Origin of the sequence: Pseudomonas sp. MM211, from assembly GCF_020386635.1 — a bacterium.
Classification (GTDB): domain Bacteria; phylum Pseudomonadota; class Gammaproteobacteria; order Pseudomonadales; family Pseudomonadaceae; genus Aquipseudomonas.
This window is the reverse complement of record NZ_CP081942.1, coordinates 251,097-276,762: the sequence shown is the minus strand read 5'-3', so window position 1 is coordinate 276,762 and position 25,666 is coordinate 251,097. Positions and strand designations below refer to the sequence as shown.

Genomic DNA, 25,666 nt, shown 5'->3' with positions numbered 1-25,666 from the left:
CCGGTGAGCACCGGGATTTCTCGAAAACGGGCTTCCCGCCAGAACACTTAGGCGTCTGGCGGCTCGCACAATTGCCACACAATCTCCATCTCTACTCCACGCTGCCTCCATGGGGCGTGGCCAGACTGCGTGCATCCCAACTGCACGGAGCGCTGTGCCATGAACCGAAGCCTGATGTTGAAACTGGGCACCATTGCCCTGCTGATTCTGCTGTTGATGATTCCCCTGTTGCTGATCGATGGCCTGGTCAATGAGCGCCAGAGCCTGCGTAACGACGTGCTGCGCGATATCGCCCGTAGCTCCAGTTACGCCCAGCAGATCACCGGGCCGATTCTGGTGGTGCCCTATCGCAAGAAAGTGCTGACCTGGAAAACCCGCAAGGACAGCGAAGAGCGTTATCAGGAAGAATCGATCGAACAGGGCCGCCTGTACTTCCTGCCGGAGCGTTTCAGCCTCGATGGTGACGTGCGCACCGAGCTGCGTTATCGCGGTATCTATCAGGCGCGCCTGTATCACAGCGATAGCAAGGTAAGCGGCGAGTTTCGGGTGCCGGCCAACTACGGTGTCAGCGACGTCGAGGCGTTCCGTTTCGGCGATCCTTTCGTGGCCGTCGGCATCAGCGATGTGCGCGGCATCGGCAATGATCTCAAGCTGCAGCTCAACGGAGCCAGCCTGAGCTTCGAGCCGGGCAGCGGCGACGAAAGCTTCGGCAGCGGCGTACACGTACCGCTACCCACGCGTGACAGCCGTGACGAGCAGGCCTACACCTTCGCCTTCGACCTGAAACTGCAGGGCACCGAGCAATTGAGCATCACCCCGGTCGGCCGCGAAAGTCAGGTAACCCTGCGTTCGGACTGGCCGCACCCGAGCTTCGTCGGTGAGTTCCTGCCGAGCCAGCGCGAAGTGACCGAGCAGGGCTTCACCGCCAAATGGCAGACCAGTTTCTTCGCCACCGACATGCAGGATGCCTTGAGTAGCTGCGTTAGCGGCTCCTGCTCGGCCATGCAGAACCGCGCGTTCGGAGTGAGCTTCATCGAGCCGGTAGACCAGTACCTCAAGGCCGACCGGGCCATCAAGTACGCGCTGCTGTTCGTCACCCTGACCTTCGCCGTGTTCTTCCTCTTCGAGGTACTCAAGCGCCTGGCCGTGCACCCGGTGCAGTACGCCCTGGTGGGCCTGTCGCTGGCGCTGTTCTACCTGCTGTTGCTGTCGCTGTCCGAGCATTTGGGGTTCGCCATCGCTTATGGGTTGTCCGCTCTGGGCTGCGTGGCGCTGAACACCTTCTATGTCAGCAGCGTGTTGCGTAGCTGGTCGCGAGGTGCTGCCTTCGGCGTGTTGCTGGCGGCCTTGTACGGGCTGCTCTACGGCCTGCTCGGCGCCGAAGACTACGCCCTGCTGATGGGCTCGCTGCTGGTGTTCGGCGTACTGGGCTGCGTGATGGTGCTGACCCGCAAGCTGGACTGGTACGGCGTAGGCCGCCCGGCCACCAGCGAAACTCAGCCAACCCCCTGATCAACTTGCTGGGGTGTGCGGTTCGCACGCCCCCTGGAGACCGCCATGCGCCTGTTACTTCAATTCTCCGCCTGCTTCGCCCTTGGCCTGTGTATCGCCGGTGTGCTGCTGATCGCCATGATGTTCGTCGGCCGCTTCGATTGGATCGAGCTGCTGATGCTCAGCGGCTGGCCCTTCGCTCAGCTTGGTCTGCAGCTGTTGCCCGAGCCGTTCTGGAACACGCTGACCGGCGTGACCGATGCGGCGGCGAACAGCTCTGTGCAGTCGTTTCTGCAACTGTGCGTGGCGATGATGCAGATCGCCCTGCTGTTCGGGCTGGGTTTCTTCCGCCTGTGGTACCGGCGATGAGCGGGCGTGTCGGGTTGCGCGAGGAGCGCAACGCTGGGCGGCAACTGGCGCGCTGCATCGCCCAGTTGTTTCCCGCACCTTGGCCGATAAGCATCGATGGCCGGCGGTCGCCCAAGCCGCTTGGGCGCACGCCGTCATAGGCACAGATCATTGGGGCGCTGGAATGCCAGCCGCTGGGAGTACGACGTGCAAGCGGCAGGTGAGACGCCATCCTGGGTATCGCTGCTTTCGATCACAGGCTACCAGCCTGGGCTCCGTCGCCTGGGGCGAGCGAAGCGATGCCCGGGAGCGATTACAACGACGGCGCCTGCTGCCGCCTACGCCAGCCGGCGAGGCGTTGTTCCAGGGCCTTGAGGCTGTCGATCTGCTGTTTACGAGCCCGGCTGAACAGGATCAGCGCGAGTTCGGCGGTTACCAGGGCATCGGCGCTGGCGTGGTGGCGTTGCTGCACCTGCAGGCCGAAATGTTTCGTCCAGTCGTCCAGGCCGCCGTTGCGGATTTCTGCCTGGGGGCAGAGCAGAGGGGCCAGTTCGGCGACGTCGAAGAAGGGATGACGCAGGCGCAGGTTCAGGGTCTCTTTCAGGGCGCGGGCGAGCATGCGTTGGTCGAAACCGGCGTGAAAGGCCAGCAGCGGGCTGTCGCCAAGAAACTCCATGAATGCCAGCAGCGCTTCACCCGGCTCGATGCCGGCGGCAATGGCGCTGGGCGCCAGGCCGTGGATCAGCACGCTGGCGCTGACTCGATGATCGTCGCGGTGCAGGGTGCATTCGAATTGCTGGCCAAGCTGGATGGCGCCGTTGTCGATGACGATGGCACCGATCGACAGCACCTGGTCGCGCTTCATGTCCAGCCCGCTGGTTTCCAGATCGAGCACCACCAGGCGTTGCTGCGCCAGCGGTGTTTCATCCACTACGGCGGGAGCGGGCAGTGCATCGCGGCGGCGTTGCTGTTCAGGAGGCAGGGTCGAATGGCGGCGGGTCAGCCAGGTGAGTGCATTCATAACTGGTAGCGTAGCGTCAGGCTGCTTTGCAGGCGCTGGGCCTGACGAAAGGATTCACGAAGGATGCGCCGATCCAGATGATTGAGGCTGTCCGGGTCGAGGCGGTTGGAATACGGCTGGGACTGGCGAGCCTGCAACTGGTGCTGTTGCAGGCGCGTCTGCTGGATGAAGTGATAAGCCTCTTCGTAGGCCGCGCCATCCAGCGGATCGATGATTTCTCGGTCGATCAGTTCGCGCAGGCGCTGCTGGGTATTGCAGGCCTTGATGCCATGGGCCAGGGCCAGCAGGCGGGCGCCGTCGACGAAGGGCGTCAGTCCCTGGGACTTGAGATCCAGGGTGTCCTTCTCGGCGCCGCGACGGGCCACCACGAAATCCCGAAAGCGCCCAACGGGCGGCCGCTGGCGCAGGGCGTTCTCGGCCATCATGCGCTGGAACAGGCGGTTGTCGGCGATCTGCCCGAGCAACTCGTCGCGTAGTTTTTCGCAGCCGCTGGCATCGCCCCATACGGTGCGCAGGTCGAAGTAGATGGTCGAGGCCAGCAGGTTCTCCGGCGAGGCTTCACGCACGAAACCGGCAAAGCGTCGCGACCATTCCTGGCGCGACAGGCACAGTTGCGGGTTGCCGGCCATGATGTCGCCCTTGCACAGGCTGAATCCGCATTGCGCCAGGCGTTGATTGATCTCCATGGCCAGGGGCAGCAGGCGACCGCGGATCGCTGCGGCTTCTGCACCGTCTGCGGCCTCGAAGAGAATGCCGTTGTCCTGGTCGGTGTGCAGGGTTTGCTCGCGACGCCCCTCGCTGCCGAAACACAGCCAGGTGAACGCAATGCCGGGGTCGCCCAGGTCTTCGAGGGTCAGCTCGATCACCCGGCACACGGTGTGGTCATTGAGCAGGGTGACGATATGGGTGATCTGGCTGGCGCTGGCGCCGTGGGCAAGCATGCGGTCGACCAGTTGGCGGATGTCTTCACGCAGTGCGGCGAGGGTTTCCACCCGGCCGGCGTGGCGAATGGTGCGGGCCAGGTGCACCAGATCGACGCGCTGCAGGGAAAACAGGTCGCGTTCGGAAACCACGCCGCAGAGCTTGCCCTGTTCGACCAGGCAGACGTGGGCGATATGACGCTCGGTCATGGCGATGGCGGCATCGAAGGCGCTGGCACTCGGCGGCAGGTGGAACGGCGACTGGGTCATCAGGCTGTCGATAGGCAACTCCAGCGAACTGCCGTCCGCCACCGCACGACGCAGGTCACGCAGGGTGAAAATGCCCTGTGGGCGCAGGCCGGGATCGACGATGACGATGCTGCCGACCTGCTGTTCGTGCATCAGCCGCACGGCATCACGCAAGGGCATGTCCGGTGCACAGGCGATCGGTTGGCGCATGGCCAGCTCGCCCAGGCGGGTATCCAGCGAATACTGCGAGCCGAGGGTTTCCACCGCGCGCATCTGCACCTGCTGGTTGACCTGATCGAGCAGGCTGCTGACGCCGCGCAGGGCGAAATCGCGCAAGGGTGTGGACTGCGCGAACAGACGGGCGAAGGCGGCCTTGTCGAGCAGCAGGCAGAAGGTGTCTTCGGCGGCCAGGTGAGCGGTGCGCGTGGCCCGTTCACCGATCAGCGCGGCCATGGGAAAGCACTCGCCGCTGGTGATCTCGAAGGTGGTTTCCGTGCCGCGCCGCGCCGAGTGCGGGCGCTGGCCATGCACGCGACCCTGCTTGACGATGTAGAGGTGCTGCACCGGGCCATCGTCCGGGTGGATGATGGTGTCGCCCTCGCCATAGAAACGCAGTTGGCAGTGTTCGACCAGATAGGCGAGGTGGGCGGTATCCATCTGGTTGAACGGTGGAAACTTCTGCAAAAACTCCATGGTGCCGTGGATGTTCTGCTGCACCGCGGTCTTGCCGGCCAGGGCGAAGTCGTCCGCTGGTTTCATCGCTCGCTTATCCTTTTGTTCTTGTAGCGACATGGTGGCGGCCTGGGCCGCGAATCGACATAGGACGTAAGTCTAGGATGCCCTGTTGGTGCCCTGCGCTTTATCGATTGTCACGAGATTACACCGGCCGGTCTTGAACCTCTGCGGTCATTTGGCGTCCTGTTTTGTCTGGGACGCATTTTGTCTGAGACGCATTTTTAATCCGGAGCGCTTCGTTCCATTCCGGAGACAGAGGAGAGGCACCATGAGCAGCAACCTTCTTGGCCGAGCCTTGGCCCTTGGGCTCGGCGTCATGCTGACATGCAGCGCCAGCGCGCAGCAGAAGCCCATCGAGCTGATCGGCATCAACGTGGCGGGCGCGGCATTCGCCAGTTCGCACATTCCCGGCAAGCACGGCACCAATTTCTTCTTCCCGCCGCCCGGCTACTACACCAAGTGGCAGCAGAAAGGCATCAGCTGGGTGCGCTTCTCCATCCAGTGGGAGCGCCTGCAGCCCAAGGCCAATGGCAAGTTCGATGAAAGCTACGCCAAGCTGATCGACAAGACCCTGACCGAAGCCCACCAGAGCGGCATCGAGGTGATGCTCGACGTGCACAACTACGGGCGTTACTACGGCAAAGTGATCGGCACTGACGATGTGCCCATCTCCGCTTATCAGAATCTAATGGAGCGCATTGCCGAGCGCTGGGGCGATAACCCTGCGGTGTATTCCTACGACCTGATGAACGAGCCCTACGGCGCGGCCAACAAGTTCTGGCCGGAGGTGGCCCAGGCCGGCATCGACGGGGTGCGCAAGCACGATTCGAAGAATGCGGTGTACGTCGAGGGCGCCCAGTATTCGTCGGCGACTCAGTGGCCGAAACTCAACGATGCGCTGCTGGATCTGAAAGACCCGGCGAACAACATCGTCTATTCCGCACACATGTACATCGACCCTGACAGCAGTGGCAGCTACAAGCAGGCCCTGGCGCCCAATCTTGACCCGCAGATTGGCGTCAAGCGTATCGAACCGTTCGTCAACTGGCTGATCAAGCACAACAAGAAGGGCCATATCGGCGAGTTCGGTGTGCCGGCCGACGATGAGAGCGGCCTGAAGGCGCTGGATCAGACCCTTGCCTATCTGCAGAAGCACTGCATCCCGTTCACCTACTGGGCGGCTGGCCCTTCGTGGGGCAAGCACAAACTCTCGATCGAGCCGATCAAGGGTGTCGACCGGCCGCAATGGGCAGTCTTGCAGAAGTACCTGGGTGGCGGTAACTGCACCAGCATCGGCCCGGGAACCTGAGGCTCGCGTTGGTGCTCTGATGAGCGGGGCGACACGCTTGCTGTCGCCACCGTCCCCTCGCTGTACCTCATCTCAAGGATGCACACATGACAAACCGCAATCTGTGGGTGGATTACGCCAAGGCAATCGGCATTCTGCTGGTGGTCTATGGCCATGTGGTGCGCGGCCTGCTCAACGGTGGAATCATCACCGAGAACGTGGCCTTCCATGAGCTGGTGGACAGCATCATCTACACCTTTCACATGCCGCTGTTCTTCTTCCTCTCCGGGTTGTTCTTCTGGCATTCGCTGAACAATCGCGGCAGTGGCGGGCTGTTCTGCAACAAGATCGATACCATTTTCTATCCCTTCGTATTGTGGTCGCTGCTGCAGGGCAGTATCGAGGTGGTACTGGCGCGCTACACCAATGGTGGCGTGGGGATGGGCGAAGTGCTGGCGCTGCTGTGGTCGCCGCGAGCGCAGTTCTGGTTCCTGTATGCGCTGTTCGCCGCCTTCTGCCTGGCGATCCTGCTCTATCGCCGTTTTTCCACGCGGGCGTTCCTGCCGCTGCTGGTGCTCAGCGCGCTGTTCTACCTGCTGCAACAGTGGACGCCACGTGTCGCTGCTCTGGTGTTCCTGGCGCAGAATTTCGTGTTCTTCGCCCTTGGCGTCTGGTTCAACCAGATCCGTGATGGCATCGAGGCGCGTGCTTCGGCATTCACGCTGGGCAGCGGCCTGGCTTTCGTCGTGGCGCAGTATCTGTTCCACGGCCCACTGGGGCTGACCTACGCGGATCGCGGTGCGGCATCGCTGGTGGTGGCGTTCATCGGCATTCTGTTCACCGTCAGCCTGTGCATGGTGCTGGCGCGTCGCCCGCTGGGCTGGGTGCTGACCCTGGGCGCGCTGTCGATGCCGATATTCCTCATGCACATCCTCGCCGGCAGTGGCATGCGGGTGATCCTGAGCAAGTTTCTGGGCATCAACGACGACACCCTGCATATCGTCGCCGGCTGCCTGGCTGGCGTAGTGCTGCCGATCATCGCGGCGAAGATTCTCCAGGCGCTGGGCATCAACTGGCTGTACGAAGCGCCTAAACGTTTCTCCGCCTATCGCTGGCAGCAGCGTCGGGTTGCGGTGCAGCCGGCTGGGTGAAGACTTGGGTATCGCTGTGCTCAACCGCAGGCTACGGAGCGATTTTGTAGCCCGGCGTCGAGCGAAGCGACACCCGGGTTAGTGACGACGCGAGCCTTGCTGGACGCAAAAAAAAACCGCCTTTCGGCGGTTTTCTTTTTGCGTGGGCGCTTAGCGTGCCTGACTGGCTTTCAGCTCGCGGCGGCGGCGGTGCAGTACGGGCTCGGTATAACCGTTAGGTTGTTTTGTGCCTTCCAGCACCAGTTCCAGAGCAGCCTGGAAGGCGATGTTGCCGTCGAAATCCGGCGCCATTGGGCGGTACAGCGGATCGCCTGCGTTCTGCCGGTCGACCACCGGGGCCATGCGCTTGAGGCTTTCCAGCACCTGCTGCTCACTGACCACGCCATGGCGCAGCCAGTTGGCCAGCAACTGGCTGGAGATACGCAGGGTGGCGCGGTCTTCCATCAGGCCTACGTCGTTGATGTCTGGTACCTTGGAGCAACCGACGCCCTGATCGATCCAGCGCACCACGTAACCGAGAATGCCCTGGGCGTTGTTGTCCAGCTCGTTGCGGATTTCCTCGGCACTCCAGTCGGTGCTTGGCGCCAGCGGAATGCTGAGGATTTCGTCCAGCGACGCTGGTGTACGCTTGGCCAGTTCGGCCTGGCGAGCGAACACGTCGACCTTGTGGTAGTGCAAGGCGTGCAGGGTGGCAGCGGTCGGCGAGGGCACCCAGGCGGTATTGGCGCCGGCCAGCGGGTGGCCGATCTTCTGTTCGAGCATGGCCGCCATCAAGTCGGGCATGGCCCACATGCCCTTGCCGATCTGCGCACGGCCCTGCAGGCCGGTGGCCAGGCCAACGTCGACGTTGTTATTTTCGTAAGCGCCGATCCACTTCTCGCTCTTCATGGCGGCCTTGCGCACCACGGCGCCGGCTTCCATGGAGGTGTGGATCTCGTCGCCAGTGCGGTCGAGGAAACCCGTATTGATGAACACCACGCGTTCACTGGCTGCGGCGATGCAGGCCTTGAGGTTAACGGTGGTGCGGCGCTCCTCGTCCATGATGCCGACTTTCAGGGTGTTGCGCGGCAGGCCCAGCACCTGTTCGACACGACCGAACAGCTCGCTGGTGAACGCCACTTCCTCGGGGCCATGCATTTTCGGTTTGACGATGTACACCGAGCCGGTGCGGGTATTGGCGCGGCTGCTGTTGCCGTTGAGGTTGTGCAGCGCGGCCAGGCTGGTGCAGAGCGCATCGAGAATGCCTTCCGGCAGCTCGTTGCCGCTGGCGTCGAGTACCGCCGGGTTGGTCATCAGGTGGCCGACGTTGCGCACGAACAGCAGGCTGCGCCCGTGCAGGGGCAGCTCGCCGCCATCCGGGCGGGTATAGACGCGATCCGGGTTCATGGTGCGGGTGAAGGTGCTGCCGCCCTTGCTGACCTCCTCGCTCAGGTCGCCCTTCATCAGGCCCAGCCAGTTGCGGTAGACCAGGGTCTTGTCGTCGGCATCGACGGCGGCTACCGAGTCTTCGCAGTCCATGATGGTGGTCAGTGCGGACTCCATCAGCAGGTCTTTCACGCCGGCGGCATCGGTGCTGCCGATCGGGCTGCTGGCGTCGATCTGAATTTCGAAGTGCAGACCGTTGTGCTTGAGCAGAATGGCGATTGGCGCGCTGGCCTCGCCTTGGAAGCCGACCAGTTGGCTGGCATCGCGCAGCCCGCTGATATCACCATTGTTGAGGGTGACCAGCAGCTTGTCGCCTTCGATGCGATAGCCCGTGGTATCGACGTGGGAGCCGGTCGCCAGCGGCGCGCTTTCATCGAGAAAGGCGCGGGCGAAGGCGATGACCTTGTCGCCGCGTACCTTGTTATAGCCTTTGCTCTTTTCGGCGCCGGCCTCGAAGCTGATCGCGTCGGTGCCGTAGAGCGCGTCGTACAGCGAACCCCAGCGTGCGTTGGAGGCGTTCAGCGCGAAGCGCGCGTTCATCACCGGCACGACCAACTGCGGGCCTGCCATGCGGGCGATTTCGTCATCGACGTTTTCGGTGCTGGCCTGCACCTGATCGGGCTGCTGCTGCAGGTAGCCGATCTGCTGCAGAAATGCCTTGTAGGCCACCGCGTCGTGTGGCTTGCCGGACTGCTCACGGTGCCAGCCATCGATCTGCGCCTGCAACTGATCGCGCTTGTCGAGCAGGGCACGGTTTTTCGGTGCCAGGTCACGGAACACCGCATCGGCGCCGGCCCAGAATGCCTCGGTGGTGACGCCGCTGCCGGGAATGGCTTCGTCATTGATGAAATCGAACAGCACCTTGGCGACCTGCAGGCCACCGACTTGAATACGCTCAGTCATCTCTCGCCTCTCTGCTTCGCTTAGCCACTGTAACGGCGGGGGAACCCTCGGTGCTGCGCAGACATATCGCTATCGGGGCCGTTGTAGACGGCTGCCCTTTGTCGATGCGGCATGTCTGGAGATGCTTCGTGAGCGGGGTTTTCCACAACCAGCAGGACTGGGGTTGGATTATGTAGTGGGTTTTTTCAGATACTACATGAACGAGTCGGGAAAAACAGTCCAGAAATGGTCGTCGCTACCTTGGTCGTACTCAAGGCTGCAGGCCGAGATGGCGAGACGGCCTATACTGCAGACCACCTGCGAGGAGTCGATCATGCCGATACGTGTTGCCGCCACTGCCGATCTTGATGACCTGGCGCCGCTGTTTGCGGCCTATCTGCATTTTTATGCCGTGGCCAAGAGCGCTGCACAGGTGCGAGATTTCCTGGCGGCGCGTCTCGAACGGGGCGACTCGACGATCTTTATCGCCCGTGATGAACAAGGGGTTGCTCAGGGCTTCGTGCAGCTCTACCCGCTGTACGCCTCACTGGCTTTGCGCCCAAGTCTGTTGCTGAGCGATCTGTACGTCGCCGATCGCGCGCGGCGCCAGGGCATTGGCGAACAGATGCTCGACGCTGCCCGGCAGCATGCACTGAACACCGGCGCCTGCGGGTTGCAGTTGGAAACGGCAAGAACCAACCTGACGGCGCAGTCCCTCTACGAACGCCTCGGTTATGTCCGGGATGCGGTTTACCTTACTTACTGGCTCGACCTGAGCTGAGCACCAACGACGAGGACGTGAGCATGGATCATCTGATACTGACCGTTATCGCCCAGGATCAACCCGGCCTGGTCGAGCGTGTCGCACAGTGCGTGGCGAAGCATGGTGGCAACTGGCTGGAAAGCCGCATGTCGCGTATGGCAGGACAGTTCGCGGGAATCCTGCGGGTGGACGTTCCAGCCGCATCACACGGCGCGCTTATGGAGGCCTTGGGCGAGCTGAGCGCCCAGGGTATTCGTGTTCAGCTTGCGTCGGCTGGCGCCGAGCCAGACTGCACCTGGAAATCGATCCATCTCGATCTATTGGGCAATGACCGCCCGGGTATCGTGCGCGATATCACGCAGCTGCTGGCGGCCAACGGCGTCAACCTGGAAAGCCTGGTCACCGACGTGACGCCCGCGCCCATGAGCGGCGAGCCACTGTTCCACGCGCAGGCGACCCTGGCAGTACCGGAAGGCCTGCCGCTGAGTACGCTGCAGACCTCGCTGGAAACCCTGGCGGACGATTTGATGGTGGAGTTGAAGTTGCGGATGGAGGACTAGTCTTGCGTCACCAATGAGGGTGATCGAAACGACAAGGCCGCCCAATGGGGCGGCCTTGTCTTTACAGGGCTAGCGGATCACCATTTGTAGTCGACGCTGGCGACCACGCTACGCGGGTCGCCGTAGTAGCAGTAGAAACCATCGCAGGTCGACAGGTATTCCTTGTCGAACAGGTTCTTGGCATTCAGGGCAACGCTGGCGCCTTCCAGGGTATTGTTGAATCGGCCCAGGTCGTAACGCAGTGCAGCATCGTAGACGGTATAGGAGCGGGTGTGGCCGTCCGAGACGTCGCGTACGAAGCCCATGCTGCCGACGGCAATGTTGTTGGTTTCGCCGATGTAGCGTGCGCCGAAACCAACACCAAATCCGGCTAATGTGCCGTCATTCCAGGTGTAGTCGGCCCATATCGATGCCTGGTTTTCAGGCGTCAGGGGCAGCGCCCTGTTCTTGTCCCGCGGGTCGCCGACTTTGGTCATCTTGCTGTTTGCGTAGGTATAGGCGGCCGTGATCTTTAGGTTGTCATTGACGTTACCCACTGCCTCCAGCTCCAGGCCACGCACCTGCACTTCCCGAACCGGTTCGGTGGCACCGGCTGTGCTGGTCGTGATGATGTTCTGCCGCTTCAGGTCATAGGCCGCCGCTGTAAACAGCATTTCACTGCCTGGCGGTTGATATTTGATGCCCAGCTCATACTGCTTGCCCGTACTGGGCCGGAAGGTACGACCGCCACTGCCTCCTGCCTCTGCCTGGAATGATTCGGCGTAAGACACATAAGGGGTGAAGCCGGAGTCGAATACGTAACTCAGCGCGGCATTGCCACTGAAGGCGCTATCGCGGCGACTGTCTTCGGCATTGCCTGCGTTGTAGAACGTGGTGTCGCTGCTGAGCCAATCCTGACGACCGCCCAATGTCAGGCGCCAGTTGTCGAGGGCGATCTGATCCTGGAGATACAGACCCGTGCTGTGGCGTTTCTGGTTGTAGTCCTGAAACGCGCTGTAGGAAACGTTGCTGAAATCCTGGCCGTAGATCGGTGTGATGATGTTGCTCTGCGGTACGTTGATACCAATGATGTTGAAGTTGGCGTCGTACAGATATGCCCCGCCGAATAACCACTGGTAGTTGGTATTCACGCGTTGGTAGTCCAAGCCCATTAGTAGGGTGTGCTTCAGCGCACCAGTATCGAAGTCGGCCTGCAGGTTGGTGTCTACCGCAAACTGGCTGACATCCTCGTTGACTACGTTGGCACCACGATCCAGGGTGCCGTCATCAGCGACCGAGAAAGCATTGCCACCCGCCGTAATGCTCTGAAACTCCAGATCGCTCTTGGTATAACGCAAGTTCTGACGGAACTGCCACATATCGTTGATGCGATGCTCGAAGGCGTAGCCCAGCGCGTAATAGTCCTTGTCATAGAACTCCCAGTCCGGATCGCCGAGATTCTTGTGGTAGTCCACCTTGCCAGCCGGTGTGGCTAGCTTGGTGCCTTGCAGCGGCAGGAACTGGCTGGTGGTGCCGGTATCGTCACGGTTGAACTGGCTGAGGAAGGTCAGCTTGGTGTCGTCGGCTATGTTCCAGGTCAAGCTGGGCGCGATGTTGAAACGTTGATCGTCGATATGCTCGATCGCCGTACCGCTGTCGCGCAGTACACCACCGATACGGTAAAGGAAGCGCCCCTCGTCATCGAGGCGGCCGGTGCTGTCGAAGCTGATCTGCTTGTGCTGGAAGGTGCCGACTTGCAGCTGTATCTCGTTGCTGCTGACATTCTCCGGGCGCCGACTGACCATATCCAGCAGACCGCCCGGAGGTGTTTGGCCGTAAACCGAGGAGGCCGGGCCGCGAAGCAGGGCGACGCGCTCCAGGTTCCAGGTTTCCAGCTTGGGCATCACGTAGGTGCCCTTGGGCAGCGGCAGGCCGTCGAGCATCTGGATTGGCTCGAAGCCACGAATCTTCATCCATTCAGTGCGGCTGTCACTGCCATAGCTGCTGGCGATCACGCCGGGCATGTAACGCACGGCATCATCCAGATTCTGAACCTTGCGATCCTGCATCTGCTCACGTGTCGCCACGGAGATGGAGCGCGGTGCTTCGAGAATCGACGTATCGGTCTTGGTACCCGCCGCCGTGCGGGTTGCCAGATAGCCCGTGGTTGGGCCCCAGGCACTTTCCACGCCGCTGCCGGCGCTGATGGTGGTCTCAGGCAATGCCACCGCGGCATTGTCCGCCACGGGCTGCACGCTGTAAGTGCCTCCCGTACCGGGTACCAGCATCAGGCCCGTGCCGGAAAGTGCCTGACGCAGGGCGCCAGCCGTGTCGAATTGGCCTTGTACTGGTTGCGCGCTCTTGCCGGCGGTCAGGCCTGGGTCGATGCTCAGCACCACACCGGCCTGGCCGGCGATTTGATTAAGGGAGCTGGCCAGCGGTGCAGCGGGCAGCTGGTAGGTGCGCACGCTTGAGTCAGTCGACTGGGCCAGACTGAGGGCGGGCAGGCTGACCAGCGCCATGGCGGCGACCAGCATGCTCGGACGGAACGGGGTACGGCTGAACATCTGCATCGCAGGTGGCTCCTACAGGGAAATGAGTCTCGATTTCCTATTGCCGAAGCAGATGCAGAAAGTGATAGGGCCAGCGCGAACTATTTTTACTGCGGCGTTTGCGGCTGTGGCACGACCTTTATCCACCAATTGGTATAGCGCTCCACGCTTACCGGCAGGCTGGCGGGTAGCGCGGCAAGTGCCAGATCCAGGTTACGCAGCGGAAAACTGCCGCTGATGCGTAGATCGGCGATGCTGTCGTCGACCCCCAGATGGCCGTTCTGATAGTCGCCGAGGCGCTCCAGCAGGTCGGCCAGGCGCACGTTTTCCACCACCAGCATGCCGTGCATCCAGGCGTCTGCGGCGGCCGGCGCCGGCTGACTGACACCCAGAGCGTCGCTGCTCATCAGCACTTGCTGACCCTCCGGGATCACCCGCTCGTCGTTGGTGTGCCGTGGATGTGCAGCCACTGCGGACTGCAGCACGATCAGCTGGGTGCCCTGATCTTCCTCGCGCACCAGGAAGCGGGTGCCCAGGGCGCGCAGGGTGCCGTGCCTGGTATCGACCAGGAACGGGCGCGGATCGCCGTGAGCAGTTTCCACGAGAATCTCGCCGCTGCGCAGGAACAGCCTGCGCTCTTCGGGATTGAAATCGATATCTACGGCACTGCGACTGTTGAGGCGCAACCGACTGTGATCTGCCAGTTGCAGTTCGCGCTGTTCGCCAGCAGCGGTCACTTCATCAGCCAGCCAGTCGCTTAGCGGGCGCTGCTGGTTGAGCAGGCCAAGGCCAAGCACGCCGGCCAGCAATACACCGAGCAGGCCGCTCACGTTGCGCCGCTGGCTGCCAGCTGGGCGACGCAACAGGGCCTTGCGCGCTGCGGGTGCCGCCGCTACAGCGAGTTGCTGATCCAGGCCGGTCAGTTGTTTCCAGGCGCGCACATGTTCGGGGTCACTGGCCAGCCAGCGCTGGAATTCGACTTTCTCCCGCTCGCTGGTCATGCCCGAGTCGAGGCAGAGCTGCCAGTGGATGGCGGCTTCCAGTACCCGATTACTGACCGGCGCAGAGGCGGCGATCATGCCGTCGGTTCTCCGTACAGGGCGATGTAGCACTGCCGCGCCGCCTGGGCGAGATACTGGCGCACGCGCGGAACCGATACGCCGAGACGCTCGGCGATCTCGGCGTGACCGAGGCCGTCCAGGCGGTTGTAGAGGAAAGCACTGCGCGCCTTGAGCGACAGCGTGCCGAGCAGACGATCAATTTCGTGCAGGGCTTCGAGCACCAGCGCCTGTTCTTCCGGGCTGGCGTGCACCGCTTCAGGGGTATGACTCAGCTCTTCCAGGTAGGCGCGTTCAACTGCGTTGCGGCGGAAGTGGTCGATCAGCAGCCCGCGGGCAATGGTGCCGAGCAGAGCGCGGGGTTCGCGCAACTGTTGCAGATCCGGCTTGCCGAGCACACGGACGAAGGTGTCCTGGCTGAGGTCTTCGGCTCGCTGTGGGCAGCTCAGGCTTTTACGCAGCCAGCCGAGTAGCCAGTCGCGATGATCGCGATAGAGCTGGCCCGTCAGTTGCTGATGCGTGGATTCCCCGACCGACACAAGTAGCTCCGCGAATAAGGAGAAATAAAGCAATAACTATTCGCATATGATTGCAGGATGCAACTACGCCCTGCAATCGCTTGTGGTCGGTTTTGTGTGTAAAGGATCGTTTTCGACATGCGGCAAGAACCTGCAGGTGCAGATTCTTGCCCTCGACAGTGCTGGCTAGCGCTTGCGCAGAGTCAGCCAGGCATCGACGCTATACACCGCCAGGCCTGCCCAGATGAACACGAAGGCGACGATCTTGACCGGGTCGAGGTGCTCGTCGAAAACGAACACGGCCAGCAGCAGCACCAGGGTCGGCGCCACGTACTGCAGAAAGCCCAGGGTGGTGTAGGGCAGGTGGCGCGCGGCCGCGTTGAAGCACACCAGGGGAATCAGCGTGACGGGGCCGGCCGCCATCAGCCACAAGGCCTCGGTGGTCGTCCAGAATGCCGGCTGGTTGCTCATCGCTGCAGGGTGCAGAAGAATCCAGCCAATGGCCAGCGGCAACAGTAGCCAGGTTTCCACCACCAGCCCCGGTAGCGCAGCGACGGGTGCTTTCTTGCGGATCAGGCCGTAGGCGGCGAAGCTCAGCGCCAACGCCAGCGACACCCAGGGCAGGCTGCCGACTTGCCACAGCTGTTGAGCGACGCCAGCTGCTGCCAGCGCGACGGCTACCCATTGCAGACGACGCAAGCGCTCACCGAGGATCAACATGCCGAGCAGCACGTTGACCAGCGGGTTGATGTAGTAGCCCAGGCTGGCTTCGAGCATACGTCCGTTATTCACCGCCCAGACATAGACCAACCAGTTGCCGGCGATCAGCGAGCCGCTGATGGCCAGCACGGCGAAGCGTTTGGGGTGGTCGATCAACTCGCGCAGCCAGCCCGGGTGCTTCCATACCAGCAACAACAGTGCGCCGAACACGGCAGACCAGAGCGCCCGGTGAACGATGATCTCGAGCGGTGGAACAGCCTGGATTGCCTTGAAATAGAGCGGGAAGAGGCCCCAGATGACGTAGGCACAAAGGCCCAGGATGTAGCCGCGGCGCAGGTCTGCGGTGGCCATGTAAGTCCTTGATAAGGCGGTGGAGGGTTGCACCATTCTAGTGCTTGAGTTGTCCGTGTGTTCAGCTTTTTATAGCTGGCGCAGGCGGCTCAAAACAATTTCAACGGCTCTTCGTTCAAGGCGGCGATCTGTTCGCGCAGCATCAGGATCTGCTCACCCCAGTACCGCTCGCTGCCAAACCAGGGGAAGCTCTGCGGAAAGGCCGGATCGTCCCAGCGGCGCGCCAGCCAGGCGCTGTAGTGCATCAGCCGCAGGGAGCGGAAGCCTTCGATCAGGGGCAACTCGCGCGGGTTGAAGTCGTGGAACTCCTGATAGCCGTCGACCAGCTCGGCGATCTGGCCAAGCCGCTCGTGGCGTTCGCCGGCGAGCATCATCCACAGATCCTGAATTGCCGGGCCCATGCGGCAGTCATCCAGGTCGACCATATGGAAGGTCTCGTCACGGCACAGCAGGTTGCCTGGGTGGCAGTCACCATGCAGGCGGATGGCTTTTACCGGATTTTCCGCGAACAGCTGATCCAGACGCTTGAGCAGATCACGGGCGACCGACTCGTAGGCCGGCAGCAGGCTGCGCGGTACGAAGTTGCCCTCCAGCAAGGTCGCCAGGGAAGCATGGCCGAAGTTGTCCACACGCAGGGATTCGCGATGGGCGAACGGGCGCAGGGAGCCGACTGCATGCAGGCGCCCGAGCAGTTGCCCGAGTCGATAGAGCTGATCCAGGTTGCCGGGCTCCGGCGCACGACCACCACGACGCGGGAACAGCGAGAAGCGGAAGCCGGCGTGTTCGAACAGGGTTTCGCCATCGCGCTGCAGCGGCGCCACCACGGGCACATCGCATTCGGCCAGCTCGGCAGTGAAGGTATGTTCCTCGCGGATCGCCTCATCGCTCCAGCGCTGAGGCCGGTAGAACTTGGCGATCAGCGGGGTTTCCCCTTCGATGCCTACTTGATAGACGCGGTTCTCGTAGCTGTTCAGCGCCAGCACACGGGCGTCGCTGAGATAGCCGAGGCTTTCGACGGCATCCAGAACCAGGTCGGGGGTGAGGGCGGCGAAAGGATGAGACATGGGCAGCTCCGTCGGTTGGCCGCAGAGTGTAACGCCTGGGGCCATTCGGCACGGTCACTATTCGTGTTGGGTACCTTTGAGGTGCCGTTTTTGGGGCTGACTGGGTGATGAGTTCGGCGACTGCATTTTCTTAACGGACTTGGTTGCCCTGGGTATCGCCGCGCTAGCCAGGCTTTGGGGCGCCAGGTGCCAAGTAGGTAAAATTGAGCCCATCAGGGCTCAATTGTTCTACACGCGAAATGCCTGCACTGCCTGGTTCAGTTGGCCACTCAGCGCCTGCAGCTCGCCGCTTTGGGCACGCCCTTGGCTGATGCGCAGCAGGTTGTCGCTGCCCAGTTGATGGATGCGTTCGCTGTGGTCGCGGATTTCGCTTACTGCGCCGCCCTGATAAGCGGTGGCGTCGGCGATGCGCCCGGCCATGCTGGTGATGGTGCGGATTGCACTGACGATTTCATCCAGAGCACCATCTGCCGTCCGCGCCTGGTTGGCAGTCGCTTCGGCGTGTTCGACCTGGCTGCGCATGGCCACCAGCGACCCATTCGCCGCTTTTTGAAGGCGCCCGATCACATCCTGAATCTGCGTGGTGGCTGCGCTGGTACGCAATGACAGCGTGCGTACTTCGTCCGCCACTACGGCAAAACCGCGACCAGCCTCGCCGGCTCGGGCTGCTTCGATGGCGGCGTTGAGGGCGAGCAGATTGGTCTGCTCGGCGATGCTGTGGATAACCGTCAGCACGCTGCCGATAGTGCCCGTTTCCTCCGCTAGGCGCTCAATGGATTGGGCGTTGCCCTGCACTTCCTCAACCAGAGCATGCAAGCCTGTCAGGCTGTTGCCGATCACCTGCTGACCCTGCGCTAACGCTCTGTCGGCGTCGCGGCTGGCGGTAGCGGTCTGGCTGGCGTCGTCTGCGACCTGAAGGATGGTCGCTTCCAGTTCACCGAGTGCGTCGCGAATCTGCGCGGTATCGCTGGCCTGGCGTTCGGCGCCGTCGTGCAGACCGCCGCTGAGATCGGCCAGCGTGCGGCTGGAAGCCGACACCTGGCCGGCGTGCTGGTGGATGGTACCGACCAGATCGACCAGGTAGGCGCGCAGGCGATTCAGCGACTCCTCGATATCACGCAGCTCGCGGGTGTTGGTGGCCAGGTGAATCTCGCGGCTGAAGTCGCCAGCGGCCCATGCCGAGAGTGCCGGCACCAGGCGCTCAAGCAGACGGCTGAGGCGGCGCTGCAGGGTATCGATGATCAGCGCGATAAGCAGGATCAGCGCCACCATGGCGCCGAGGATCAGGCGCACTTCACCCTGGATACGACCATGCTCGGCACGCACTTGCGGCTCCAGCGTAGTGAACGACTGTTGCACCGCATCCAGGCTCGCGCGGGTGGCCGCAGCCAACTGGCCGCGCTGCTCAATCAGCGTTCGGGTACGCGTCAGCTCGCCCGGGTAGCGGCCGAGCAGGCTGTTGAGCTCACGTTTGAGGGCGATACCGCGATCTTCCGCCTCGCTCTCCTGGCTGTCGCTGTCCAGCCCCATCAGCGAGGCGAAGGCGTTACCGCCTGATGCCGCTTCATCGGTGACGCCGAGCAGCGCCAGGTTATCGATGGTTTTCGCCAGCTCCTGCAGCGAATGCACTTCACGCTCCACGTCCGCTGCCAGTTCGCTGCGCCCGCTACTGACCAGCTTGTCGCGTGCCAGTGCCAAACGGGCGAGGTGTTGGGACGCCTCGAACAAGGGGCGGCCATAGGCTTGCGCCGCCTCGCCCTGACCTTCATCGGCATACTTGGCGATTTGTGATAACGCGCCGGCTATTTCCCGCTCGGCCTGGATCAGTAGCCCTTGGGGATCACCGGACAGTTTGCCGGCTGCGAGCAGTTCATCAGCCGTGAAGGTTTTCAGGTCATTCAGGCTGTTACCGAGATCGCCTGCGAGGTTGGCAGGCAGTTGGGCGATGTTTTGCTGTAACGCATCGACGCCCTGCAGGGCGGCGCTGTGGCGCAAGGCGTCGCCGCTTTCCAGGTAGCCTAGGATGTTGCCTGCGGCCTCACGTTGGAATTGCTGGGAAAGGCTCAGGTACTGCTCCATCAGTACATAAGGGCGCTCCAGTGCCCGCTGTGACCACCATAGCGTGCAGGCTAAGGCGATACCGACACCGACCAGCAGCAGGGTGTTGAGATTGGTAAGAGATTTAAGGCGCATGGGACTCGACCGACGACTGAACGGTGATGGCACTGCGCCATGCAGTGCGGCGGTGTCGGTAAGTTATTGCACCTTCATGACAGGGGTGTGACGCCGTGCGCTGTGTCACATAGGGGCGTCATCCAAGCGACCGGCGGCTGTGGTGGTTCTGAGCGCGTACTCGTGTCAAACAGTCGCGCTAGAGTTCAGCTCAGTCGTACACCTCGACGCGGTTACGGCCGCCATTCTTGGCGCGGTACAGCGCCTCATCGGCGCGCTGTGACAGGTTCTTGCTATCCAGATCGTCACGTAGTTCGGCGATACCGCAGCTGAATGTACAACTGAGATCCTGAGGATGCGCGGGGTAATGGATTTCGGCGAAACGCTTGCGCACTTCATCGATCACCTTGGCGGCGGTGCGTGCGTCGGTATTGGGCATCACCACGGCGAACTCTTCACCGCCATAGCGGCCGATGCAGTCGCTCTTGCGTAGCCGCTGCTTGAGGAACAGCGCCAGGCTCTTGATCACCCTGTCGCCCATGGGGTGGCCGTAGTTGTCGTTGACCTTCTTGAAAAAGTCGATATCGATCATGGCGAAGCTCAGCGGCTGCAAGTCGCGCTGGGCACGGAAGCGCTCATCTTCGAGCAACTGCAGCGTATGGGTGTGATTGAACAGACCGGTGAGGCTGTCACGCACCATGCGCGCCCTGAGGTTGCGAGCACGATCGGCACGGTTGCGCACGGTGGCGATCAGGTGCCGCGGCTTGATCGGTTTGGTGAGGAAGTCGTCGCCACCTTCGCTCATGGCGTCGAGTTGCTTGTCGAGATCGTCTTCGGCAGACAGATAAATGATCGGCACGCTGACATAGCGATCGTTGTGGCGGATCACCTTGGCCAGCTCGGTGCCGCTGCAGGCCGGCATGTACATGTCGAGGATGATCAGATCCGGCTGGAAATCGGCCAGTTCGGCCATGGCCTGAATTGGCTCGGTGAGGGTACGGGTGACGATGCCGGCACTGTTGAGCACTCGCTCGGTGTGGGTAGCCTGGGCACGGGAATCATCGATGATCAACACGCGGTACGGTTCGTACTGGGCGACGTGGGTGAGCACTTCGATGCGTTCCAGCAGGCTGGAGGCGTCCAGTGTGCCGCTGAAGAATTCGCGGCCGCCAACGCGTACAGCAGCCAGGCGGGTTGGGGTATCGGTATCTTCATGGCTGTAGAACAGCAGCGGAATCTTCTCTTGCAGTCCTTCCTGTACATCCTGCGCCAGGAGCAGGCCGTTGCCGCTGCCGGCGAAGTCGATTTCCATCAGGATGGCCGCTGGGTGGCGTTCGAGCATGGCGGCGCGGAAGGCATTGGCAGTGTCCAGCGGCTTGGCGCTCATGCCGAAGAACTCCAGCTGTTGAGCCAGGCGTTCGGCGCGTTCCAGGTGCTGCAAGGCCAGGTAAACCGGTTTGCGCAGCGGCGGCAAAGTGGTCTGTTCGAAGCGGTCGCCATGGCGCAGGCCTGTGCGCGAAAGGCGCTGCATCAATTGGTTGAGCTCGCTGATCACCTCACTGTTGAGTCGCCCGCGGTTGGCATCCACAGCGCTCAGGCAGGCGACGATGCGTTGCGCCAACTGGCGGTGCTCGGCCTGCTCGAAGCGCTCGGCATAGCGCTGCAGCAGTTGTGCCGCTTCATGCAGCTCCTGCATACCCGCATCGTTCCATTCGGCGTGCTGCAGGCGCTGCCAGACTTCCAGAACCTGGCGAGCCTGGTGGATGACGCGCTGGGCGAAGTGCTGCTTGAGCCGGTCGCGGCTGGGATCTTCGTGCTCGGTCATGGGCCTTTAATCTGCATGGGGCGGCGAATCGCTACCGAGTGATGGCGCCATGCTATCACTGGGTGATTATTTTGCCATTCCTTTGGCATTAATGCTGTGAATCGCCCCGCACGCGAGGACATATGCGCTCGGCAGCTTTATGCCGATCGATTGACATGTTGATGGTTCCTGGCGCGTTGTCACGTCGTGAACAGGTTGTGACGCTGCGCAGCGCAACAGCCTTCCCTTATAGTGAACAGCGTAGGCTTGCTCGTGAGCTCGTTGGGTCGCAAGTATTAGCGCAACCCTCCTTTCGGCCTGTGGTCGAAGCTCTGATATGTTGCAGATCAAAGGATAATCGCCATGCTTGATTGGAAGAACCGCACCTCGGGTACGCACAGTGCCAACGATGGCGCTACCGCTGGATCACGCCGTCGCGTCGGCGGCCGGCTTGGTGGCCTGGTCATCGGTTTGCTGGGTGCCTACCTGCTTATAGCGCTGATCGTCGGCTGGTATTGGAGCCAGGAACCGGACATGTTCCCGGTGCAGCAACGTGTGCAGGCTGCAGCCGAAAGCAGTCAGCGCCAGGTGGTCGACGGTTATACCTCGGTGGAAACGCTCAAGCAGGTCGCCGAGACCCTGCTCGACAAGCCGGGCGGTTTCCTGTCCAACGACCTGGCTCCGCCGGGCCTGTGGCTCGACAACATGCCGAGCTGGGAATACGGCGTGCTGGTGCAGGTGCGTGACTTCTCCCGTGCGCTGCGCAAGGACTTCGCGCGTTCCCAGTCGCAGTCCACCGAAGATGGCGACCTGGCCCGCGCCGAGCCGCGCTTCAACTTCGATCACCGTAGCTGGGCGCTGCCTGCTGCCGAATCGGAATACCGTGACGGCATCAACTCTCTGGATCGCTACCTGGCTCGTCTGTCCGAGCCGGGGCAGGGTGGCGCGCGTTTCTACACCCGTGCCGATAACCTGAACAACTGGTTCGGCGATGTCGCCACCCGTCTCGGCTCGCTGTCACAGCGGCTGTCGGCCAGCGTTGGCCAGGTGCGCCTGAACACCGAAATCACCGAGACCACTCAATTGGCGGAAGGTCAGGTGCCCGAGGTGACTGAGCGCACCTACGAAACGCCATGGCTGCAGATCGACAACGTGTTCTACGAGGCACGGGGTCAGGCCTGGGCGCTGTCGCACCTGCTGCGTGCCATCGAGGTAGATTTTGCCGACGTGCTGGCGAAGAAGAACGCGACCGTCAGCGTTCGGCAGATCATCCGCGAGCTGGAGGCGGCCCAAGCCACGCTGTGGAGCCCGATGGTGCTCAATGGCAGTGGCTACGGCATCCTCGCCAACCACTCGCTGGTGATGGCCAACTACATCTCGCGTGCCAACGCCGCGGTGATCGATCTGCGCCAACTGCTCTCCCAAGGTTGATTGGTGGCTATCGCCGAAGCCGAGGTGGCGCATCGCGCCGCCTCGGATGCCGAGCTGATCGCCTGGGTCGACGAGCAGGATCAGCTGCTGGGCGCGCTCCCTCGCGCCGAACTGCGCAATCGCGGCCTGATCGGCCGCGGCACCTTTATCCTGCTGTTCAATTCGGTCGGTGAGCTCTGCGTGCATCGACGTACCCTGAGCAAGGCGGTGTATCCCGGTTATTGGGATGTGGCGGCTGGCGGCATGGTCGCGTCCGGCGAGAGTTATGAGCAGTCGGCCGAGCGCGAGCTGGCAGAAGAGCTGGGTATCCGTGATGCGGTGCTGCGTGATGAAGGGCGATTCTTCTTCGAGCAGCCGGACAATCGCTTGTGGTGCGCCGTGTTCTCGGCGGTATCCGATGCGCCCTTGGTACTGCAGCCTGAGGAGGTGCTGGAGGCCCGTTTCGTCACGGTGCAGGCCGCATTGCTCGATACGCAGAGCAAACCTTACTGCCCCGACTCGTTGCAAGCCTTGCAGCACTATCTGGCCAATCGATAGACGCGTGATCAGGGCGGCTCGCGCGACTGATTGAGCGCGGGTCGCCAATCCATCAGCCTGTGGCGCATTTCGGTTCTTAGCACGGGGCGGCTTTGTCGTTACACTGCGCCGCTTCGCCAATCCACTGAGGAAAAATGCGGTGGCCAATAAAACCTCTTCGTTCGCTGGGCTCGGTGGCCTGGTCTATTCCACTGACGCCGGCCGGCATTGTCCGGATTGTGGGCAGCCAGTGGATGCCTGCACCTGCTCGCGTACGGCGATCCCGGAAGGCGATGGTATTGCCCGGGTACGCCGCGAGACCAAAGGCCGTGGCGGCAAGACGGTGACCACCATCAGCGGCGTGCCGCTGGCCGAAGAGCCGCTCAAGGAGCTGGCGTCGGTGCTGAAGAAGCGTTGCGGCTGCGGTGGCTCCCTGAAAGATGGGGTGATCGAGATTCAGGGCGACCACGTGGAATTACTGCTCGCCGAACTGCTCAAGCGTGGCTTCAAGGCGAAGAAGTCCGGCGGCTAACTTTCTAAACTTACCGAATGCTCGGCCAGTCCACTGCCGAGCATTCGTCATTTTCAGGCTTTATGCTCGCTCGACTCTTTCGACAGCATCAGCCCATTTGCAACAAGGGAGACCTCAATGGCCGCACGACGTACACGCAAGGACGATGGGAGCCAATGGACGGTGGCCGACAGCCGCAGCGTCTATGGCATTCGCCATTGGGGCGCGGGTTATTTCTCGATCAATGAGGCCGGCCGTGTCGAGGTTCGCCCCAACGGGCCGGGCAGCACGCCCATCGACCTCCACGAGCAGGTCGAAGAGTTGCGCCAGAGCGGTCTGTCGCTGCCATTGCTGGTGCGTTTTCCGGACATCCTGCAGGATCGTGTGCGTAAGCTGACCGGCGCCTTCGACGCCAGCATCGCGCGTTTGGAATACAACAACCGCTACACCGCGCTGTACCCGATCAAGGTCAACCAGCAGGAAGCGGTGGTGGAAAACATCATCGCGACGCAGAACGTCTCTATCGGCCTTGAAGCCGGTTCCAAGCCAGAACTGCTGGCGGTACTGGCGTTGGCACCGAAGGGCGGCACCATCGTCTGCAACGGTTACAAAGATCGCGAGTTCATCCGCCTGGCGCTGATCGGGCAGAAGCTCGGCCACAACGTATTCATCGTTATCGAGAAGGAATCGGAAGTCGCCCTGGTGATCGAGGAGGCCGCTGAACTCAAGGTAGCGCCGCAGATCGGTCTGCGTGTGCGTCTATCGTCCCTGGCATCCTCGAAGTGGGCTGATACCGGCGGTGAGAAGTCCAAGTTCGGCCTGTCTGCAGCGCAGCTGCTGTCGGTGGTCGAGCGCTTCCGCCAGGCTGGCCTGGATCAGGGCATCCGCCTGCTGCACTTCCATATGGGCTCGCAGATCGCCAACATCGCCGACTACCGCAAGGGCTTCCGTGAAGCCATCCGTTATTACGGCGAGCTGCGCGCGCTCGGCCTGCCGGTCGATCATATCGATGTCGGCGGCGGCCTGGGTGTGGACTACGACGGTACCCACTCGCGCAACGCCAGCTCCATCAACTACGACATGGAAGACTACGCCGATGCGGTAGTCGACATGCTCAAAGAGTTCTGCGATCGCCAGGAAATCCCCCATCCGCACATCTTCTCCGAGAGCGGCCGGGCAATGACTGCGCATCACGCGGTGCTGCTGGTGCAGGTGACCGATGTCGAGCGCCACAACGACGAGGTGCCGGAAATCGACCGCAGCGTCGAGCAGCCGGAAGTGCTGCAGGTGCTGATCGACCTGCTCGGTGACAGCGATCCGGAAATGGTCGCCGAAAGCTACTGGCGCGCCACTCACTACGTCAGCGAAGTGGCTGCGCAATATTCTGCCGGCAAGCTCGACCTGCCGCAGAAGGCCCTCGCCGAGCAGTGCTACTTCTCCATCTGCCGCCGTCTGTACAACCAGTTGAAGGCGCGTCAGCGTTCGCACCGCCAGGTGCTCGACGAGCTCAACGACAAGCTCGCCGACAAGTACATCTGCAACTTCTCGGTATTCCAGAGCCTGCCGGACACCTGGGCAATCGGCCAGATTCTGCCGATCCTGCCGCTCAATCGCCTGGACGAAGAGCCGTTGCGCCGCGCCGTGCTGCAGGATCTGACCTGCGACTCGGATGGCAAGATCAACCAGTACGTGGACGAGCAGTCCATCGAAACCAGCCTGCCGGTGCATGAACTGCGCGATGGTGAGGATTACGTGCTGGGTATCTTTCTGGTCGGTGCGTATCAGGAAATTCTCGGCGACATGCATAACCTGTTCGGTGACACCGATTCGGTGAACATCTACCAGAACCAGGACGGCAGCGTTTACCACGCCGGCATCGAAACCCACGACACCATCGAGGACATGCTGCGCTACGTGCACCTGTCGCCCGAGGAGCTGATGACTCACTATCGCGACAAGGTCGCTAGCGCCAAGATTACCGTGCGCGAGCGTACCCAGTACCTCGACGCCTTGCGTCTGGGCCTGACGCGTTCTTCGTACCTGTCGTACTGAGAACCGGTGATTGGTCAGGACTCGCTTGCGAGTGATGACTGTTCTGCAGGCCGGCTTGATGGCGACTAAATCGCCGGCAAGCCGGCTCCTACGGGATCGGATAGG

At 62.1% G+C, this 25,666-nt stretch carries 20 protein-coding genes; 10 read left to right on the top strand and 10 right to left on the bottom strand.

All coding sequences use genetic code 11. From position 1 onward, the window contains the following. Nucleotides 1-159: 159 nt before the first annotated feature. On the top strand, nucleotides 160-1,512 hold the full coding sequence (creD, locus tag K5Q02_RS01230) for a cell envelope integrity protein CreD (protein WP_225835595.1): 1,353 nt from the start codon (nucleotides 160-162) through the stop codon (nucleotides 1,510-1,512). Between the two features lie 45 nt (nucleotides 1,513-1,557). Then, the gene (locus K5Q02_RS01225) at nucleotides 1,558-1,860 is read left to right on the top strand and encodes a hypothetical protein (protein ID WP_225835594.1); all 303 of its coding nucleotides are present in this window, start codon (nucleotides 1,558-1,560) and stop codon (nucleotides 1,858-1,860) included. A gap of 292 nt (nucleotides 1,861-2,152) precedes the next feature. On the opposite strand, the gene K5Q02_RS01220 is transcribed toward K5Q02_RS01225, so the two are convergent. Both K5Q02_RS01220 and K5Q02_RS01215 read right to left on the bottom strand, forming a co-directional pair. After that, nucleotides 2,153-2,860: a 3'-5' exonuclease gene (locus tag K5Q02_RS01220; RefSeq protein WP_225835592.1), complete on the bottom strand. Its 708-nt coding sequence runs from the start codon at nucleotides 2,858-2,860 to the stop codon at nucleotides 2,153-2,155. Next, complete coding sequence (locus K5Q02_RS01215) at nucleotides 2,857-4,788, bottom strand: putative nucleotidyltransferase substrate binding domain-containing protein (protein ID WP_225835590.1); 1,932 nt, start codon at nucleotides 4,786-4,788, stop codon at nucleotides 2,857-2,859. Before K5Q02_RS01215 ends, K5Q02_RS01220 begins: the two co-directional genes overlap by 4 nt. A 244-nt stretch (nucleotides 4,789-5,032) precedes the next feature. Here K5Q02_RS01215 and K5Q02_RS01210 point away from each other — a divergent pair, with 244 nt between their 5' ends. Further along, a complete protein-coding gene (locus K5Q02_RS01210; RefSeq protein ID WP_225835588.1) occupies nucleotides 5,033-6,073 on the top strand; it encodes a glycoside hydrolase family 5 protein in 1,041 nt (346 codons plus the stop codon). A gap of 86 nt (nucleotides 6,074-6,159) precedes the next feature. Beyond that, nucleotides 6,160-7,203, top strand: coding sequence for an acyltransferase family protein (locus K5Q02_RS01205; protein WP_225835587.1), 1,044 nt, complete (start codon nucleotides 6,160-6,162; stop codon nucleotides 7,201-7,203). Nucleotides 7,204-7,353: 150 nt separating this feature from the next. On the opposite strand, the gene K5Q02_RS01200 is transcribed toward K5Q02_RS01205, so the two are convergent. Then, nucleotides 7,354-9,531 carry a malate synthase G gene (locus K5Q02_RS01200; RefSeq protein WP_225835586.1) on the bottom strand — a complete coding sequence of 726 codons (2,178 nt, stop codon included), beginning with the start codon at nucleotides 9,529-9,531 and terminating at the stop codon, nucleotides 7,354-7,356. Between the two features lie 313 nt (nucleotides 9,532-9,844). Here K5Q02_RS01200 and K5Q02_RS01195 point away from each other — a divergent pair, with 313 nt between their 5' ends. Continuing rightward, complete coding sequence (locus tag K5Q02_RS01195; RefSeq protein ID WP_225835585.1) at nucleotides 9,845-10,291, top strand: GNAT family N-acetyltransferase; 447 nt, start codon at nucleotides 9,845-9,847, stop codon at nucleotides 10,289-10,291. A gap of 23 nt (nucleotides 10,292-10,314) precedes the next feature. Beyond that, nucleotides 10,315-10,833 (top strand): glycine cleavage system protein R, encoded by a 519-nt coding sequence (locus tag K5Q02_RS01190; RefSeq protein WP_225835584.1) that lies wholly within the window; start codon nucleotides 10,315-10,317, stop codon nucleotides 10,831-10,833. A 77-nt stretch (nucleotides 10,834-10,910) separates the two neighbouring features. Here K5Q02_RS01190 and K5Q02_RS01185 read toward each other — a convergent pair whose 3' ends face one another. From K5Q02_RS01185 to K5Q02_RS01155, 7 genes are all read right to left on the bottom strand, one after another. Beyond that, nucleotides 10,911-13,385 carry a TonB-dependent siderophore receptor gene (locus tag K5Q02_RS01185; protein ID WP_442963950.1) on the bottom strand — a complete coding sequence of 825 codons (2,475 nt, stop codon included), beginning with the start codon at nucleotides 13,383-13,385 and terminating at the stop codon, nucleotides 10,911-10,913. An 86-nt stretch (nucleotides 13,386-13,471) separates the two neighbouring features. Then, nucleotides 13,472-14,443, bottom strand: coding sequence for a FecR family protein (locus tag K5Q02_RS01180; protein ID WP_225835583.1), 972 nt, complete (start codon nucleotides 14,441-14,443; stop codon nucleotides 13,472-13,474). Beyond that, entirely contained in the window at nucleotides 14,440-14,961 is a 522-nt protein-coding gene (locus K5Q02_RS01175; RefSeq protein WP_225835582.1) for an RNA polymerase sigma factor, read from the bottom strand. Before K5Q02_RS01175 ends, K5Q02_RS01180 begins: the two co-directional genes overlap by 4 nt. Before the next feature lie 165 nt (nucleotides 14,962-15,126). After that, nucleotides 15,127-16,011, bottom strand: a complete 885-nt coding sequence (gene rarD, locus K5Q02_RS01170; RefSeq protein WP_225835581.1) for an EamA family transporter RarD — start codon at nucleotides 16,009-16,011, stop codon at nucleotides 15,127-15,129. An 89-nt stretch (nucleotides 16,012-16,100) separates the two neighbouring features. Beyond that, on the bottom strand, nucleotides 16,101-17,075 hold the full coding sequence (locus K5Q02_RS01165) for a serine/threonine protein kinase (protein ID WP_225835579.1): 975 nt from the start codon (nucleotides 17,073-17,075) through the stop codon (nucleotides 16,101-16,103). A 228-nt stretch (nucleotides 17,076-17,303) separates the two neighbouring features. Next, on the bottom strand, nucleotides 17,304-18,347 hold the full coding sequence (locus K5Q02_RS24460; protein WP_442964031.1) for a methyl-accepting chemotaxis protein: 1,044 nt from the start codon (nucleotides 18,345-18,347) through the stop codon (nucleotides 17,304-17,306). 1,111 nt (nucleotides 18,348-19,458) lie between these two features. Further along, nucleotides 19,459-21,072 (bottom strand): diguanylate cyclase, encoded by a 1,614-nt coding sequence (locus K5Q02_RS01155; protein WP_225835577.1) that lies wholly within the window; start codon nucleotides 21,070-21,072, stop codon nucleotides 19,459-19,461. 342 nt (nucleotides 21,073-21,414) lie between these two features. Here K5Q02_RS01155 and K5Q02_RS01150 point away from each other — a divergent pair, with 342 nt between their 5' ends. The 4 genes from K5Q02_RS01150 to speA all read left to right on the top strand — a co-directional run bounded on the left by K5Q02_RS01150 (nucleotide 21,415) and on the right by speA (nucleotide 25,561). Continuing rightward, nucleotides 21,415-22,482, top strand: coding sequence for a DUF2333 family protein (locus tag K5Q02_RS01150; protein ID WP_225835576.1), 1,068 nt, complete (start codon nucleotides 21,415-21,417; stop codon nucleotides 22,480-22,482). A 3-nt stretch (nucleotides 22,483-22,485) separates the two neighbouring features. Further along, nucleotides 22,486-23,019, top strand: coding sequence for an NUDIX hydrolase (locus tag K5Q02_RS01145; RefSeq protein WP_442963949.1), 534 nt, complete (start codon nucleotides 22,486-22,488; stop codon nucleotides 23,017-23,019). A gap of 139 nt (nucleotides 23,020-23,158) precedes the next feature. Further along, complete coding sequence (locus K5Q02_RS01140; RefSeq protein WP_225835573.1) at nucleotides 23,159-23,530, top strand: translation initiation factor Sui1; 372 nt, start codon at nucleotides 23,159-23,161, stop codon at nucleotides 23,528-23,530. Between the two features lie 117 nt (nucleotides 23,531-23,647). Continuing rightward, nucleotides 23,648-25,561, top strand: a complete 1,914-nt coding sequence (speA, locus tag K5Q02_RS01135; RefSeq protein ID WP_225835570.1) for an arginine decarboxylase — start codon at nucleotides 23,648-23,650, stop codon at nucleotides 25,559-25,561. Nucleotides 25,562-25,666: the final 105 nt, after the last annotated feature.